Raw genomic sequence first — 16,511 nt, forward strand, 5'->3', positions numbered from 1 at the left:
TCATTCGGTTTCACGCGCCAGCGACCAAGGCCGCACGCTTCGAAATCGCCGAGCTTCGCGGAGCTGACATCATGAACATGCATACCCCCATCGACGTCGACACCAAGTCGGCAACGCCCCTTGCCCGCTGGCGAAAGCGCCATGTTTCCCTGGCGGCTATCGCGCTCGCCATCGCCGGCGGCGTCACCTGGAAGCTGGTCGACAAGCCCGAGGCGCAGGCCGCCGCCACGCCGCTGGTCACGGTGGGCGTCGCCGCCCCCCTGTCCCGCGCGGTGACGCAATGGGACGATTATGTCGGCCGGTTCGCCCCCAGCCAGACCGTCGAAATCCGTCCGCGCGTGTCCGGTTCGGTTACCGCCATCCACTTCCGGGACGGCGACTATGTGAAGGCGGGACAATTGCTCTTCACGATCGACCAGCGCCCCTTCCTGGCCGCCCTGGCCGAAGCTCGCGCCAACACCGCCAGCGCCCGCAGCGCGCTCCTTCTCGCGCAGAACGACTATAGCCGCGTCCAGCGCCTGACCGGTGACGAAGCCGTTTCGGCGAGCGAGGTCGACTCCCTGCGGTCCCGCCTGCAAGCCGCGCAGGCCGCGCTGGCGGGTGCGCAGGCCCGCGAGCGGCAGCGCGCGCTCGACATGGAGTTCACGCAGGTCCGCGCGCCGATTTCAGGGCGCGTTTCGGACCGGCGGGTCGATGTCGGCAATCTCGTCTCCGCGGGCGAAGGGGCGGGCGCGACATTGCTGACCACGGTCAACAAGCTCGATCCCATCTATTTCAACTTCGACGCGTCCGAGGCGCTGTATTTGAAGTCGCAGCGCGACAAGGGTGCTGGCGGGGCGGTTGAGGTGCGGTTGCAGGATGAAGCGGATTATCTGCACAAGGGCCGTCTGGACTTCACCGACAACGGGCTGGACCCGCGTTCGGGCACGATCCGGGTGCGCGCCCTGTTCGACAATCCGGAGATGTTCCTGACGCCGGGGCTGTTCGGCAATATGCGGCTGGCCAATGGCGGCAAGGTCAACGCCCTGCTGGTTCCGGATGAGGCGATCCAGTCCGATCAGGCGCGCAAGACCGTGCTGGTGGTCGGGCGGGACGACAGCGTCGCGGCGAAGCCGGTGGAGCTGGGTCCGGTGGTCGACGGGCTGCGCATCATACGCGCAGGGCTAGCGCCCGGTGATCGGGTGATCGTGTCGAACATCCAGGCGGCTATGCCCGGCGCCAAGGTCGCGACAAGACCGGCGGCGATCAAGGCAAACCCGGCCCCGGTTGCGCCCGCTGATGCGGCGGCGCCGATCGCCGCGCAGGCAACCTTCGCGCACTGACTTCTAGCTCCTCCCCTTCAGGTTCATCAGAGGCACAAACTCTGATGAAGGGTTGGGGTGGGGGCATGGCCCATAGGTCGTGCCATCCGGCGAGCCCCCACCCCCAGCCCCTCCCCTGAAGGGGAGGGGAGAAAATAGCTGATCCGTGGTCTGGCGCCCCCTGCCTGATCGCGAACCCCTTTTCACGCCATCGAGGAATTCGTCCGATGCGCCTTTCCCGTTTCTTCATCGACCGGCCGATCTTTGCCGCCGTGATCGCGGTGGTCATCACCGTGATCGGCGCCATCGCCTTCGTCGGTCTGCCCGTATCGCAATATCCCGACATCGTGCCGCCCACGGTCACGGTCTCCGCCCAATATCCTGGCGCCTCCGCCGAGACTGTCGCGTCCACCGTCGCCGCGCCGATCGAGCAGGAGATCAACGGCGTCGACGACATGCTCTACCAGAGCAGTCAGTCGACCGGCGACGGCAAGGTCACGATCACCGTCACCTTCAAGGTCGGCACCGACCTCGACGCCGCGCAGGTGCTGGTCCAGAACCGTGTCGCCGTCGCCGTCCCGCGCCTGCCCGAAGAAGTGCAGCGGCTGGGCGTCGTCACGCGCAAGACGACCCCGGAATTCCTGATGGTCGTCAATCTCCAGTCGCCCGACGGCACGTTCGACCGCAACTATATCTCCAACTATGCGCTGACGCAGGTCCGCGACCGGCTCGCCAGGCTCGACGGCGTGGGCGACGTGCAGCTTTTCGGCTCACGCGACTATGCGATGCGCATCTGGATCGACCCCGACCGCGCCGCCGCGCTCAACCTGACGGCGGGCGAGATCGTGCAGGCCCTGCGCGCCCAGAATGTGCAGGTGTCCGCCGGTTCCATCGGCCAGCCGCCATATGACGCCGGTTCGCATGGGGGCGAAGCCTTCCAGCTCGGCGTCGAGATGCAGGGCCGCCTGACCGAACCGCAGCAGTTCTCCGACATCGTCATCCGCACCGATGCGGACGGCCGCCAGGTGCGCGTGGGCGACGTCGCCCGGGTCGAGCTGGGCGCGCAGGATTATGGCGTCAACACCTATCTGTCGAACAAGCCCACCGTCGTCATCGCGACGATGCAGCGCCCCGGCTCCAACGCGCTCGACGCGGCGGAGAAGGTGAAGGCGGAAATGGAGCAACTGTCCAAGCGCTTCCCCAAGGGGCTGGAATATAGCGTCATCTACAACCCGACCGAATTCATCAGCCAGTCCATCGACGCCGTCTATCACACGCTGTTCGAAGCGGTGATCCTGGTCGTCCTGGTCATCCTGGTCTTCCTCCAGAACTGGCGCGCGGCCGTCATCCCGATCATCGCCATCCCGGTTTCGCTGATCGGCACGGCGGCGATCCTCGCAGGGCTCGGCTATTCGCTCAACAACCTGTCGCTCTTCGGCATGGTCCTTGCCATCGGCATCGTCGTCGACGACGCCATCGTCGTTGTCGAGAATGTCGAGCGCAATATCGAACATGGCATGTCGCCGCTGGAGGCAGCCAGAACCTCCATGGATGAAGTTTCCACGGCGCTGATCGCCATCGTCCTCGTCCTGTGCGCAGTGTTCGTGCCGACCCTGTTCATCACCGGCATTTCCGGCGCCTTCTACCAGCAGTTCGCCGTCACCATCTCGACCGCGACGATCATTTCGCTGATCCTCTCGCTCACTTTGTCTCCGGCTGCGGCGGCGCTGTTGCTCAAGTCCAAACATGGTGCGCATGATCTGGACAACGCGCCACGCTGGCGCCGGATGGCGACGCAGGCGGCCGACCGTTTCAATCGCGGTTTCGACCGGCTGAGCGCTGGCTATGCCCGCCTCACCCGCTTCCTGGTCGCCCGGCCGAAGAAGATGCTGCTGACCTATTCGGGGCTGATCGCCGCCACCATCGCCCTGTTCTGGGTGACGCCGGGCGGCTTCATTCCCGCGCAGGATCAGGGCTATTTCCTCGCGGTCGTCCAGCTTCCCTCCGGCGCGTCGCTGGAGCGCACCGACAAGGTGACGCGGGAGGTCGCGGCGAAGATATTGCCGATCAAGGGGCTGCGCGGCGCGGTGATGTTCGCGGGCTTCCATGGTCCCTCGCAGACGCAGGCGCCCAACAGTGCCGCCATCTACTTCCCGTTCAAGACCTTCGCCGAACGCCGACAAGAAGGCGCCACCTATGCCGGCATCATGGAGCAGGCGAACAAGGCCGTCGCCGGTTACGACAAGGCGCGCATCCTGCTGATACCACCGCCGCTCATCCAGGGCATCGGGTCGGCGGGCGGCTATCGCCTGATGGTGCAGGATCGTGAGGATCATGGCTATGCCGAACTGAACAAGGTCGCGCAGGACTTCATCGCCAAGGCGAACCAGACGCCTGGTCTCAACATGGTCTACACCCTGTTCGACGTCGGCACGCCCCGTATCTATGCCGATGTGGACCGGCGCAAGGCCGACCTGCTGGGCGTGCCGCCGGAACGCGTGTTCGAAGCCATGCAGGTGTATCTCGGTTCCGCCTTCGTCAACGACTTCAACCTGCTGGGGCGCACCTATCGCGTCACCGCTCAGGCTGACGCGAACCATCGCGGCACGGTGGCGGACATCGCCAACTTGAAGACCCGGTCGAACAGCGGGCAGATGGTGCCGATCGGTTCCGTCTCGACCTTCAAGGACAAGACCGGGCCCTATCGCGTGGTGCGCTACAATCTGCTCCCGGCGGTGGAGATCGACGGTGATACGGCTCCGGGCTACAGCTCCGGCCAGTCGCTGGCGACCATGGAAAAGCTGGCCGATACCACCCTTCCCGCCGGTTATGGCAAGGAATGGACGGGGGTGGCGTATCAGCAGGTGATCGCGGGCAATACGGCGGGCATCGTCTTCGCCATGGCGGTCTTCTTCGTCTTCCTGGTGCTGGCGGCGCAATATGAAAGCCTGACGCTGCCGCTGTCGATCATCCTGATCGTGCCGATGTGCCTGTTCGCGGCCATGCTGGGCGTGAATTTGCGGGGCATGGACAATAATATCCTGACGCAGATCGGGCTGGTCGTGCTGATCGCGCTTGCGGCGAAGAACGCCATACTCGTGGTCGAATTCGCCAAGCAGGCCGAGGAAGAACAGGGCTTGTCGCCGGTCGACGCCGCCGTGCAGGCCGCGCAGACCCGGTTGCGTCCGATCCTGATGACCAGCTTCGCCTTCATCCTGGGCGCGGTGCCTCTGGTGATCGCGAGCGGAGCTGGCGCGGAATTGCGGCAGGCTTTGGGTACGGCTGTCTTCTTCGGCATGGCCGGTGTGACCGCCTTCGGCCTGCTTTTCACCCCCACTTTCTATGTCGTGTGCCGCGCATTGGGCGACCGCTTTTCCCGCAAGGGGAAGGGTCAGGCTCCCGCCGCGCTGCAACCCGCCGAATAAGGAACGGCATGATGATCAAGACACTCCTCCCCCTCCTGCTCGGTGCGTCAGCCCTGACCGCGTGCGCCGCGGGGCCGGATTATAAGGCTCCAGCCACTCCGGCCACTGCTGCCGGGGCCTTTATCGGCGCGGCCAGTCCGGCGGTCAGCATGGCGCAGGCCGACGAGCATTGGTGGCGCCTCTACAGCGATCCGGTGCTGGACGGGCTGGTGCAGGATGCGCTGAAGGCCAATAGCGACATCCGCGTGGCCGTCGCCCGGCTGGAAAAGGCCCGCGCCCAGTTGCGCGGCGCCCGTTCCGACAAGCTGCCGCAGACGACATTGAGCGGTTCGCCCAGCTATGGCCGGGCCTCCGCCGCCCAGTCGCTGCCGGGTGCCGATCGCGAGAACTGGACCGTCGATGCGGGGCTGAACGTCGCCTATGAGGTCGACCTGTTCGGCCGCGTCAAGCGCAGCATCGAAGCAGCTAGGGGCGACGCCAACGCCGCGTCGGCCGATGCCGACGCCGTGCGCGTGGCGGTGGTCGCGGACACGGTGCGCGCCTATGTCGACGCCACCAGTTCGGCAGAGCGGATCGCCGTGGCGCGGCAGACCGTAGCGCTGCTCGACAAAAGCATCCGCATCACCAATGCCCGGTTCGAGGTCGGCCGGTCCGACCGGCTGGACGTGATCCGGGTGACGGCGCTGCGCGATCAGCAGGCCGCGCAAATCCCCAGCCTGACCGCGGACCGGGACAGCGCGCTCTTCCGGCTGGCGACGCTGACCGGCCGCGCGCCGCAGGACCTGCCCGCGACCATCCGTGAACAGGAGCGGACGCCCGATCTCAACCAACCTATCCCGGTGGGCGATGGTCGCGCGCTGCTGGCTCGCCGTCCGGACGTACGCGCAGCCGAGCAGCGTCTGGCGGCCGATACGGCACGGATCGGCGTGGCGACGGCGGACCTTTATCCGCGCATCACCCTGGGCGGATCGATCGGCACGACGGCGGTCGGCGGCGGCGATATTTTCGGTGGCGGCCCTTTCCGCTGGCTGCTGGGGCCGCTCATCAATTGGGCCTTTCCCAACCAGGAGGCCAACCGCGCCCGCATAGCCGCTGCCAGGGCCGACGCCGACGGTTCGCTCGCGAGCTTCGATGGAACGGTCCTGCGCGCCCTGGAAGAAACCGAAACGGCGCTGTCGGTCTATGCCCATGCGCTGGAGCGCCGCGATACGCTGAAGGCCGCGCGCGAGGCCGCCGACCGGGCGGCACGCATCAGCCTTGCCCGGCAGCGCGAGGGACAGATCGACTTCCTGACGGTGCTGGATGCGCAACGCACCCTGGCCGCGGCGGAGAGCGACCTGGCGACAGCCAATCGCGCCGTGGCCTTCGCGCAGGTCGATCTGTTCAAGGCGCTGGGCGGGGGCTGGACGAACAGCTAGCTCTCTGCCGATGGTGGCGATGTTCGCCGGGCTGCGCTAGGGCGGGTGTCCCGATTCAGCCTGAAAGCCGATCCATGACCTCCTCCGCCGACCTTGCCGTTCGACTGCGCCGCGCGGATTTCAACCGCGCCCTGGCGGAAGCGGACCTGCGCGCGATCGGGCCGATCCTTGCGCCCGACGCCATTATGGTCACCGGCACGGACAGTGCGGTGATCGCCGGGCAAAAGGCGCAACTGGCGGTCTGGAAACGGGAATTCGCAGCGGCGGACCGGACCATCTATACCCGCACGCCGGAAACCATATTGGCCTCGCCCGTCGAACCCATCGCACTGGAACATGGCCGCTGGGAAGGGGTTGCCGCCGATTCCGGCGCTTTCCTCGCCTCCGGCAGCTACACCGCCAAATGGCGCCGGACAGGATCGAACTGGGTGATAGAGGCGGAGATCTACCTCACCCTCGCTTGAGGGCGATCGGCCTTCAGCCCCCAAGGCCTGCAAAGAGCACTGGCTGGCGCCTTCCGATGCCCACCTGTGCGCAAGGCGGCGGCATCTCCTCATCAAAGCTTGAAGAGGCGGGCCGGATGACCCAATTAGAGGGTAGATTCAGACCATGAGTGACCATGACCAGCAATCCCCTTCTTGCCGATCGCGACCTGCCCGATTTCGCGGCCATCCAGCCATCCCATGTCGTCCCCGCCATGGAGGAGGCGATCGCCGCCCACCGGGCAGCCGTCGCTCAGATCACGGCCGGCGGCACGGATGATTTCGACACGGTGATCCTGACGGCCGAGCGCGCCGATTTCCTGCTGTCGCGTACATGGTCGCCGGTGGGACATCTCGCCTCCGTCGCCGATACACCGGAATTGCGCGAGGCCCATGCGGCCGCCCAGGCGCTGATGACCGCCTATCTCATGGAAGCGGGCCAGAACCGCGCCCATCATGATGCCGTCGCCCGCGTCGCCGCCCGGCCGGATTTCGTCAATCTGCCTGTCGCCCGAAAGCGCGCGGTCGATCTCGCCCTGCGCGGTTTCCGCCTGGCAGGCGTCGCGCTGGAGGGGGAGGCGCGGCAGCGTTTCCTCGACATCGGTGTGGCCTTGAGCGACCTCAGCACCAGGTTCGGCAATGCCGTGCTCGACGCGACCGAGGCGTGGAGCGAGCATGTCACCGATGAAACAGCGCTCGCCGGGGTGCCCGACAGCGACAAGGCGATCCTGGCCGCTTATGCACGGGAAAAGGGATTGACCGGATGGCTCATCACCCTGCGCCAACCGAGCGTGCTGGCGATCCTGCTGCATGCGAAGGACCGCAAGCTGCGGGAGCGCGTATATCGCGCCTATAACACGCGCGCGTCCGATCAGGCGGACGACAGGAGCCATGACAATAGCGATCGGATCGACGCGATCCTGGCGCTGCGGCATGAGGCTGCGCGAATATTGGGCTTTGCCGACTCCGCTGCGCATTCGCTGGAAACCAAGATGGCGGCCGATGCCGACGAGGCGCTGGCCTTCCTTGCCGACCTGGCCCGTCGCGCCAGGCCGGTGGGCGAACGCGAGCTGGAGGAAGCGCGAACCTTCGCCACGGAACATCTGGACCTGGCCGACCTCCAGCCCTGGGACCTCTCCTATGTGGCCGAAGCCATGCGCCGTACCCTGCATGGCGTCGATCAGGAAGCGTTCAAGGCCTATTTCCCCCTGCCGCGTGTGCTGGCGGGAACGGAGGCGCTGATCGAACGGCTGTTCGGCGTTCGGCTGGCAAAGCGCGAGGGGGTTTCGACATGGCACCCGGACGTGCTGTTCTACGATGTGCGGGATGCCAGCGGGGAGGTGGTCGCCGGCGTCTATCTCGACCTCTACGCCCGCGCGGGCAAGCGTGGCGGCGCCTGGATGGACGTATGCCGTTCCCGCTTCCGCGATGCCGACCGTTTCCACCGGCCCATCGCCTATCTCACCACCAACTTCGCACCGCCTGCGGGCGACCATCCCTCGCTGGTCACGCATAATGACGTGGTGACGCTATTCCACGAATTCGGCCATGTGCTGCATCATCTGCTGACCGAGGTGGACCTGCCCTCCATTGGCGGCATCAGCGGCGTCGAATGGGATGCAGTGGAACTGCCCAGCCAGTTCATGGAGAATTTCGCCTGGGACAAGGACACGCTGATCGGCCTGTCGGGCCGTGTCGACACGGGCGAGCCGCTACCGGAAGCGATGTTCGACAGGTTGCTCGCCGCGCGCCAGTTTCAGGCGGGGCTTGCGATCCTGCGCCAGATCGAATTCGCGACCTTCGACCTGCTGCTCCACCGCGACTATGATCCGGCGAAGGGCGCGCAGGTCAATGCCATGCTGGACCAGGTCCGCGCCGCGGTCGCCGTGGTGCATCCGCCGGCATGGAACCGCTTTGCGCATGCCTTCAGCCATATTTTCGCAGGCGGCTATGCAGCGGGCTATTATTCCTATCTCTGGGCCGAACTGCTTTCTGCCGACGCGTTCGAGATTTTCGCCCATGGCGATATTCCCGGTGGTGGCGCGACGGCTTTCCGTCGCGAAATCCTTGCCGCGGGCGCCAGTCGTCCCGCTTCGGAAAATTTCCAGGCCTTTGCCGGGCGCGCGCCGGAGGTCGACGCGCTGCTGCGGATGCGAGGGTTGGCGGCTTAAGACGATAGGAGATGCGGTGGCACCGACCGCATCCGAAGGGTTGGCTGCCGGAGTCCGATACAACCCTCTCCCTATTGCGGTCGACAGAGGACGAAAACGGCGGACATCGGGATGCTGGTGTCAGGGAACCTCCCCGCCATGCCCCTGATTTCCCATCGGTCGTGACCTCGCATAACGCGCTGGTCGTGGTGTAACCCGGCTGATAAACCGGATGTCCCGCACCCGGAGCAGCAGTCGATGATCTTTGCCGATTTCCTTCGCAATCGTCGCCGCGAACAATTGTCCGCGTCGGATCTTGCCGCGCTCGAAGACAGCGTCTGGGATGTGCAAAAGACGCGCGCCCGCCAGCTCATCGCCCATGCCCGCCAACCGATCAGGATGAGCACCTATCTCATGGAGGGCTTCATCTGCCGTTATATGGACGATCGGAACGGCCTTCGTCAGCTCGTCGCCGTGCATGTCCCGGGGGACTTCGTCGATCTCCACGGCTATCCCCTGGGCCGGCTGGACCATGATGTGGCGACGCTGGGCGCATGCAAGATCGCGCTGGTTCCCCATGAAAGGCTGGATCGGTTGCTGATCGAACGGCCCAACCTGACCAAGCTGCTCTGGTTCAGCACTTTGCTGGACGCCGCCATGCACCGGGAATGGATTTTCCGTCTCGGTCGCCTGGACGCGGTCGCCCGGGTGGCGCATTTTTTCTGCGAGATCGAAGCGAAGCTGCGGGCCGTCGGACTGAGCGACGGGCAGCATTTCGCCTTCCCCCTCACCCAGGCGGATCTGGGGGAGGCCTGCGGCATGACATCGGTACATATCAACCGGATGCTGCGGGAATTGCGCGAGAGAAATCTGATGCAGGTCCAGCGGAACCGCGTCACCATCTCCGACCTTTCCGCGCTGCGCCGCCTCAGCGACTATGATCCCTCCTACCTGTTCATCGAAGGGTGAGGGAACCGTGCGCACCGGTTGCGCGTCCTTTGCAGCTGGAGGAACAAAGGAGAATCCATGCCCCGGGACGGCGTATTCGATCAGGCAGGTGAAGCCTATGCCGAAGAAGGACAAGTGATGCTGGACGGCCCGGACGGCGTCGCGGTGAGCCTGACGCCGGGAGCCGCTGAACAAACGGCAAGAGCATTGCTGCGCGCCGCATCGGATGCCCGGCGGCAGCTCGATGGAAGGGAACTGGAAAGTTAGCGATCGTGACGCATCAGTTTTCACTTTCGGGAGTTTTCACTTTCGGGTTCGCCGCATGACCCCTGATAAGTTAATCGAAATCAATCCAGCCTTTATTGGGCCCTGCCCAACCCCATGCTATTCGCCGATGCGCCTGCTCTGAAAGGAGAATGACGTGCCGACCTATTCGACCGACCAAGCGCTTGCGGGGGTAGATGGCCTTGACGACATTCTTTCCGGAGGGTTCACGCGGGGCCGCGTTTTTCTGCTGGAAGGCAGTCCGGGCACCGGCAAGACGACCATCGCGACGCAGTTTCTGATCGAGGGCGCCGCACAGGGCGAGCGGTGCCTTTACATCACCCTGTCGGAGACCGAGGACGAAATGCGCGAGAGCGCGCAATCGCATGGCTGGACATTGGCGGGGATCGATCTGTACGAACTGGTGCCGCCCGAAAGCCTGCTGGACGAACAGCAACAGCAGAGCCTGCTTTATTCATCCGATCTCGAATTGGGCGAAACCACGCGCCGGATCTTCGATGCGTTCGACCGGGTGAAACCGGACCGGGTGGTGTTGGACAGCCTGTCGGAAATCCGCCTCCTCGCGCAAAGCTCGCTGCGTTATCGTCGCCAGATCCTGGCGCTCAAGCATTTCTTCGCCACGCAGAAGGCAACGGTGCTGATGCTGGACGACCTGACCGCGGATGTCGCGGACAAGACCGTGCACAGCGTCGCCCATGGCGTGATCCGGCTGGAGGAACTGTCGCCCGGCTACGGACCGGAACGGCGACGGTTGCGCGTCATCAAATATCGCGGACGCAGCGTCCGTGGGGGCTTTCACGATTTCGTGATCGGACGCGGCGGCGTGCGCGTGTTCCCCCGGCTGGTGTCCGCCGAACATAAGTCCAGTTTTGTCCGCGACATCCTGAAAAGTGACTCCGACGAACTCGACGCCCTGCTGGGCGGCGGCATCGACAGGGGCTCCAGCGTCCTCGTGCTGGGACCGGCCGGCACCGGCAAATCCCTGCTCACCCTGATCTTCGCGTCGGCAGCGGTCGCGCGCGGCGAGAAAGCGGCCATGTTCGTGTTCGATGAGGAGATCGGCCTGCTCTTCAATCGGGCAAAGGGCCTGGGCATCGACATGCAAGCCATGACGGACGGCGGGAGCCTGACCGTAGAACAGGTGGATGCCGCCGAATTGTCGCCTGGGGAATTCTCCCAACGGGTGCGCCATTGCGTGGAACGCCATGGGGTGCGAACCGTCATCATCGATAGCCTGAACGGCTATCAGTCGGCCATGCCGGAGGAAAATGCCCTGGTCCTCCACATGCATGAATTGCTTCAATATCTGAATCGCCAGGGTGCCACGACCTTCCTGACGGTCGCGCAACATGGCCTGGTGGGCGACATGAAGTCTCCGGTCGACGTGACCTATCTTGCCGACACGGTCATCCTGTTGCGCTATTTCGAGGCGCTGGGCCGGGTACGGCGCGCCATGTCCGTCATCAAGAAGCGCACCGGGTCGCATGAAGACACTATTCGCGAATTCCGCATCGGCGAATATGGCATCCGTCTGGGCGAGCCTCTGGTCGGTTTCCAGGGCGTGCTGCGCGGCGTGCCGAACTTCATGGGAAGCGCGCCCGCGCTGCTCGAAGACGAGGCGTGATACCGCATCTCTCTGAAAGGGCGCTCATTCTTGCACCCGTCGGCCGCGACGCCGAAATTGCGGCGTCGATGCTGGCCGAGGCAGGGTTGCGATCGCAGATTTGCGATAGCCTGCATAGGCTGCTGGAGGGTATCGATCATGGCGCCGGTTTTGCGCTCGTCACCGAAGAGGCGTTGCAGAATCGCGACCTGCACCCGCTCTCCCACTGGTTGCAGAACCAGCCGGAATGGTCGGATTTCCCCTTCATCCTGCTCACGCATCGGGGCGGCGGGCTGGAGCGCAACCCTGCGGCCAGCCGCTATCTGGACATGCTGGGCAACGTCAATTTCCTGGAGCGCCCCTTTCATCCCACCACCTTGATCAGCCTGGCCCGATCGGCGCTGCGCGGCAGGCGCCGCCAATATGAGGCGCGGGCGCGGCTGGAGGAACTGCATCGCGGTGCCGAGAAATATCGGTCGCTGTTCAATTCGATCGATGCCGGCTTCTGCATCATCGAGATGATCTTCGACGCGGCAGGAAAGCCGATCGATTATCGTTTCATCGAAACCAACCCGGCCTTTTCGCGCCAGACGGGACTGACCGACGCCGTGGGCAAGACCATGCGGTCGCTGGTGCCGGAGCATGAACAACATTGGTTCGACATGTACGGCCAGGTCGCGCGGACGGGCGAAAGCGTCCGCTTCGAGGACGGAGCCGAGGCGCTGGGCGGATATTGGTACGACGTCTATGCCTTTCGCGTGGGCAACACCCCCGAGCCTCTGGTGGCGGTCCTGTTCAACGACATGACGGAAAGGCGGCGTATGGAGGCGGCGCTGCGTCAGAGCGAGGAAGGGCTCAGGACACTCAACGAGACCCTGGAAGAACGGGTGCAGCAACGGTCGAAAGAACTGGAAATGGCGCAAGAAGCCTTGCGTCAGTCGCAGAAGCTGGAGTCGATGGGCCAGTTGACGGGCGGCGTAGCCCATGATTTCAACAATCTGCTGACGCCGATCGTCGGCAGCCTCGATCTTCTCCACCGCCGCGGCCTGGGCACCGACCGGGAGCGGCGCCTGATCGAGGGCGCCCTGCAATCCGCCGACAGGGCCAAGATGCTGGTGCAAAGGCTGCTCGCCTTTGCGCGGCGGCAGCCGTTGCAACCCACCGCCATCAACATCGGCAATCTGGTGCGGGACATCAAGGACCTGATCGTCAGCACATCCGGCCCGCGCGTTCAGGTCGAACTGTCGATCGCGGACGATCTGCCTGCGGCCAGGGCCGACGCCAACCAGATCGAAATGGCCCTGTTGAACCTGGCGGTCAATGCGCGCGACGCCATGCCGGACGGAGGAACACTGAGGATCGCCGTCAGTCGCGAGATCGTCGGCGCGGACGATGACCTGCGTTTACGCCCGGGTCCTTATATCAAGCTGTCCGTCAAGGACAGCGGCATCGGCATGGATGAGGATATTGTCAAAAAGGCCATCGAACCCTTTTTCACGACCAAAGGCGTCGGTCAGGGAACCGGTCTCGGCTTGTCGATGGTCCATGGGCTCGTGGCCCAGCTTGGCGGCGGGCTGACGATCGAAAGCGCCGTTGGAGCGGGCACGACGATCAGCCTGCTGTTGCCGACCAGCGAGGCCGAGGTGGAAAAGGATTCCCCCGCGCCCGAACCGATCGCCGTCAAGCTGGACCATGGCACGGTGCTGGTGGTCGATGACGAGGATCTGGTGCGCGCCAGTACCGTCCATATGCTGCGGGAATTGGGCTATGATGTGCTGGAAGCCAATTCGGCCGAACGGGCTTTGTCGATCATGCAGGATGATCCGGGCGTCGACGTGCTTGTCACCGACCATCTGATGCCCGGCACGACCGGAATCGACCTGATCCAGCAGGCCAGACGGTTGAAGCCGGAAATCCGCGCCTTGCTGATTTCGGGCTACGCGGAAAACGCCGGCATTTCAGCGGAACAGCCGCGGTTGACCAAACCCTTCAAGCAGATCGATCTGGCCAAGAGCCTGGCCGAACTTTGACGTTCGGGCGGACGGCCTCCTTCATTCGCTCGCCTCATCCGGACCTCAGGGGCGGTCCATCTTCGCCCCCTTGCTTTGCCGCGCGCTTGGGACGATCCTCGCGACTCCGGCACACGACCTCCCGCGTGACCCAAGAGAGCAAGGAGAGGGACATGAAGGACAGCGGCAGCGGCTCGAAACTCATTGCGCTTGTCGGACCGGCAGGCGCAGGCAAGACAAGTCTGGCGGAAGCCATTCTCTTCGCGGCGGGCGCCATCCCCCGATTGGGCGCAGTCAGGCAGGGTAACAGCATCGGCGATGCCACCCCCGAAGCGCGGGCGCGCGGCGGTTCCACCGAATTGAACCTGATGCGGTTCCACTGGATGGACGACAATTACGTCCTGCTCGACATTCCCGGATCGCCCGGCTTTGCCGCCGACGGCAGGTTGGCACTGGCCACGGCCGATCTTGCGCTGGTCGTGATCGATCCCGACCCGGCGCGGGCACCGCAGGTCGAACCGGTGCTGCGTCAACTCGAGGCGCTGGGCGTGCCCCATGCGGTGTTCGTCAACAAGATCGATCAGGCACGCGGCACCATCGAGGAACTGCTGGAAGCCCTGCAACCGATGGGCGATGCGGCCTTCGTCGCCCGGCAGATTCCGATCCGGTCGGGCGAGCAGATTGACGGCTTCGTCGATCTGGCGCTGGAGCGGGCCTATCATTATCGCCCCGGCCAGCCGTCGGAACGCATCGCCATGCCCGCCAGCATCCAGGCGATCGAAGCGTCGGCACGCTTCCACATGCTGGAACAGCTCGCGGATCACGACGACATCCTGCTGGAACAGTTGTTGAGCGACGAAATCCCCGATCTCGACCTCGTCTTCGGCGATCTTACCAGGGAGATGGCGGCGGGGCAGGCAATCCCCCTCCTCTTCGGTTCCGCGCTCAACGGCTTTGGCGTGCGGCGGCTGCTCAAGATGTTGCGCCACGATACACCCGCCATGGAGGAGACCGCCAAAAGGCTGGGCATCGACGAAGGAACCGCACAGGTCTTCAAGATCATGAACGGCAGCACGGTCGGCCGCCTGGCCCTGCTGCGCCTGTTCGGCGGGCCCGCCGCCGAGGCCGCAGAGCTGACGGACGGCGAAGGCCGGTTGTTGCGCGCGGGCGCCCTCTTCGCCTTGCAGGGCCTTTCGGCCACCAAGCTCAAGGCGATCGAACGAGGCGATGTGGTCGGCGTCGCCAAGCTGGATGGCGTGCGTGCGGGGGATCGGCTGAGCATCACGGGCAAGCGGACCGCCGCCGCTCGACCCTGGGAAAAGGCCACGCTCAATTGTGCGCTCACCTTGTCGGTCCGGGACCACAAGGACGAGGTCCTGCTGTCCTCGGCCGTCGGCAAGCTGGTCGAGGAGGATGCGGGGCTCGACTGGTCGCCCGACGAATGGAGCCAGGACATGCTGATCCGCGGCGTGACCGACGAGCATCTGGCCATGGCGCTCGACCGGCTGAAGCGGCGCTATGGCGTCGACATCTCCACCCGCCCGCCCGCCACCGCCTATCGGGAGACGATCCGCAAGGCCGTTACCCAGCGCGGGCGGCACAAGAAGCAGTCGGGCGGCCATGGACAATTTGGCGATGTCGTGCTGGAGGTTCGCCCGCTGGATCGCGACCAGGGCTTCCAGTTCGGCGAACGGATCACCGGCGGCGCCATTCCCAAGCAGTGGATACCCGCCGTCGAGCTAGGCGTTCGCGATGCGATGATGAAGGGGCCGCTGGGTTTTCCCGTCGTCGACGTGGCGGTCACGTTGGTCGACGGATCCTTCCACAGTGTCGACAGTTCCGAACTGGCGTTCCGGCTGGCCGGGCGCCTCGCCATGGCGGAGGCACTCGCCGGCGGCACGCCCTATCTGCTGGAGCCCTTTGCACAGGTCTCCATCATGGCACCGGGCAGCGCTACGTCGCGGATCACCTCATCGCTGGCGGCCAAGCGAGGCCAGTTGCTGGGCATTGCACCGCGGGACGGCTGGTCGCGTTGGGACGTGATCGAGATGCTGCTGCCCGGCGCGGAACTCCATGGGCTGGAGGCGGAACTGCGGTCGCTGAGCCAGGGCATGGCGCATTTCGAGGCCGCATTCGATCATTTCGCGGAGGTCAATCCCAAGGCCGCGTCCGGCATCATCCAGAAACGGCTGGAACCCGCCTGACACGACACATCATTCCGCGTCCGGCTGGTTCTGCGGCGCGGCGCGGCTGAACGCATCGAGCGCCAGGCACGCCTGTTCCACCGCCAGCAGGCGCGGCCAGCGCAATTCGACCCCGAAGCGCCGTGCATTCCCCAGTTGCGGCACCAGAAAGATGTCGGCCAGCGTCACCTGATCGCCGAAGCAATAAGGCCCCTCCTCCCCCGCGATCAGCCGGTCGAAAGCCTCCAGCCCCTCGTCGATCACCTGCCTTGCCCAGTCCGTCACCTGTTCTTTGTTCAGGCCAAGGCCACGCAGCCGTTGGAGCACCTTCAGATTCTGGATCGGGTGGATGTCGCAGGCGATGAGCAGCGCAGCCGCCCGCACCCCGGCCCGGCGCAACGGATCGTCGGGCAACAGCTTGTGCCCGGCAATCGTCTCATCCAGATATTCGCAAATGGCGAGGCTCTGCGTCAGGACCGTCCCATCCACTTCCAGCGTGGGCACAAAGCCTTGCGGATTGAGCATCAGATAGTCCGGTGCCCGCTGCTCGCCCTTGAGCAGATGATGGAAGGCATCGGCATAGGCGACGCCCTTCAGGTTCAAGGCGATCCGCACCCGATAGGATGCGGTGGAACGGAAATAGCCATGGAGCACGGGTTCGGTCATGGCCGGAAATTAGGACGAAACAGGCACGCGAGCAAAGGCGA

Annotated in this window: 11 protein-coding genes; 10 read left to right on the top strand and 1 reads right to left on the bottom strand. The window is 64.9% G+C overall.

Annotation, left to right across the window (positions count from 1 at the left end):
• Positions 1 to 71: 71 nt before the first annotated feature.
• The 10 genes from CAF53_RS19395 to CAF53_RS19440 all read left to right on the top strand — a co-directional run bounded on the left by CAF53_RS19395 (position 72) and on the right by CAF53_RS19440 (position 15,825).
• Positions 72 to 1,322, top strand: coding sequence for an efflux RND transporter periplasmic adaptor subunit (locus CAF53_RS19395; protein ID WP_100239262.1), 1,251 nt, complete (start codon positions 72 to 74; stop codon positions 1,320 to 1,322).
• A gap of 206 nt (positions 1,323 to 1,528) precedes the next feature.
• Complete coding sequence (locus CAF53_RS19400; RefSeq protein WP_100239263.1) at positions 1,529 to 4,726, top strand: multidrug efflux RND transporter permease subunit; 3,198 nt, start codon at positions 1,529 to 1,531, stop codon at positions 4,724 to 4,726.
• Between the two features lie 11 nt (positions 4,727 to 4,737).
• Positions 4,738 to 6,144 carry a TolC family protein gene (locus tag CAF53_RS19405; RefSeq protein ID WP_100239569.1) on the top strand — a complete coding sequence of 469 codons (1,407 nt, stop codon included), beginning with the start codon at positions 4,738 to 4,740 and terminating at the stop codon, positions 6,142 to 6,144.
• A 74-nt stretch (positions 6,145 to 6,218) separates the two neighbouring features.
• On the top strand, positions 6,219 to 6,608 hold the full coding sequence (locus CAF53_RS19410) for a nuclear transport factor 2 family protein (protein WP_046764216.1): 390 nt from the start codon (positions 6,219 to 6,221) through the stop codon (positions 6,606 to 6,608).
• Between the two features lie 155 nt (positions 6,609 to 6,763).
• Positions 6,764 to 8,797 carry a M3 family metallopeptidase gene (locus CAF53_RS19415; protein WP_100239570.1) on the top strand — a complete coding sequence of 678 codons (2,034 nt, stop codon included), beginning with the start codon at positions 6,764 to 6,766 and terminating at the stop codon, positions 8,795 to 8,797.
• Between the two features lie 237 nt (positions 8,798 to 9,034).
• Positions 9,035 to 9,745 carry a Crp/Fnr family transcriptional regulator gene (locus CAF53_RS19420; RefSeq protein ID WP_100239264.1) on the top strand — a complete coding sequence of 237 codons (711 nt, stop codon included), beginning with the start codon at positions 9,035 to 9,037 and terminating at the stop codon, positions 9,743 to 9,745.
• A 57-nt stretch (positions 9,746 to 9,802) separates the two neighbouring features.
• Positions 9,803 to 9,991, top strand: a complete 189-nt coding sequence (locus CAF53_RS19425; protein WP_046764219.1) for a hypothetical protein — start codon at positions 9,803 to 9,805, stop codon at positions 9,989 to 9,991.
• A gap of 154 nt (positions 9,992 to 10,145) precedes the next feature.
• Positions 10,146 to 11,633 (top strand): ATPase domain-containing protein, encoded by a 1,488-nt coding sequence (locus tag CAF53_RS19430; protein ID WP_046764220.1) that lies wholly within the window; start codon positions 10,146 to 10,148, stop codon positions 11,631 to 11,633.
• Positions 11,630 to 13,642: an ATP-binding protein gene (locus CAF53_RS19435; protein WP_046764221.1), complete on the top strand. Its 2,013-nt coding sequence runs from the start codon at positions 11,630 to 11,632 to the stop codon at positions 13,640 to 13,642. The genes CAF53_RS19430 and CAF53_RS19435 overlap by 4 nt, the downstream gene beginning before the upstream one ends.
• A 152-nt stretch (positions 13,643 to 13,794) precedes the next feature.
• Complete coding sequence (locus CAF53_RS19440) at positions 13,795 to 15,825, top strand: elongation factor G (RefSeq protein ID WP_100239265.1); 2,031 nt, start codon at positions 13,795 to 13,797, stop codon at positions 15,823 to 15,825.
• A 9-nt stretch (positions 15,826 to 15,834) separates the two neighbouring features.
• Here the strand turns inward: CAF53_RS19440 and maiA are convergent, their stop codons facing one another.
• Positions 15,835 to 16,470 carry a maleylacetoacetate isomerase gene (maiA, locus tag CAF53_RS19445; protein WP_046764223.1) on the bottom strand — a complete coding sequence of 212 codons (636 nt, stop codon included), beginning with the start codon at positions 16,468 to 16,470 and terminating at the stop codon, positions 15,835 to 15,837.
• Positions 16,471 to 16,511: the final 41 nt, after the last annotated feature.

Source organism: Sphingobium sp. LB126 (assembly GCF_002795205.1).
GTDB classification, from domain to species: Bacteria; Pseudomonadota; Alphaproteobacteria; order Sphingomonadales; family Sphingomonadaceae; genus Sphingobium; species Sphingobium chungbukense.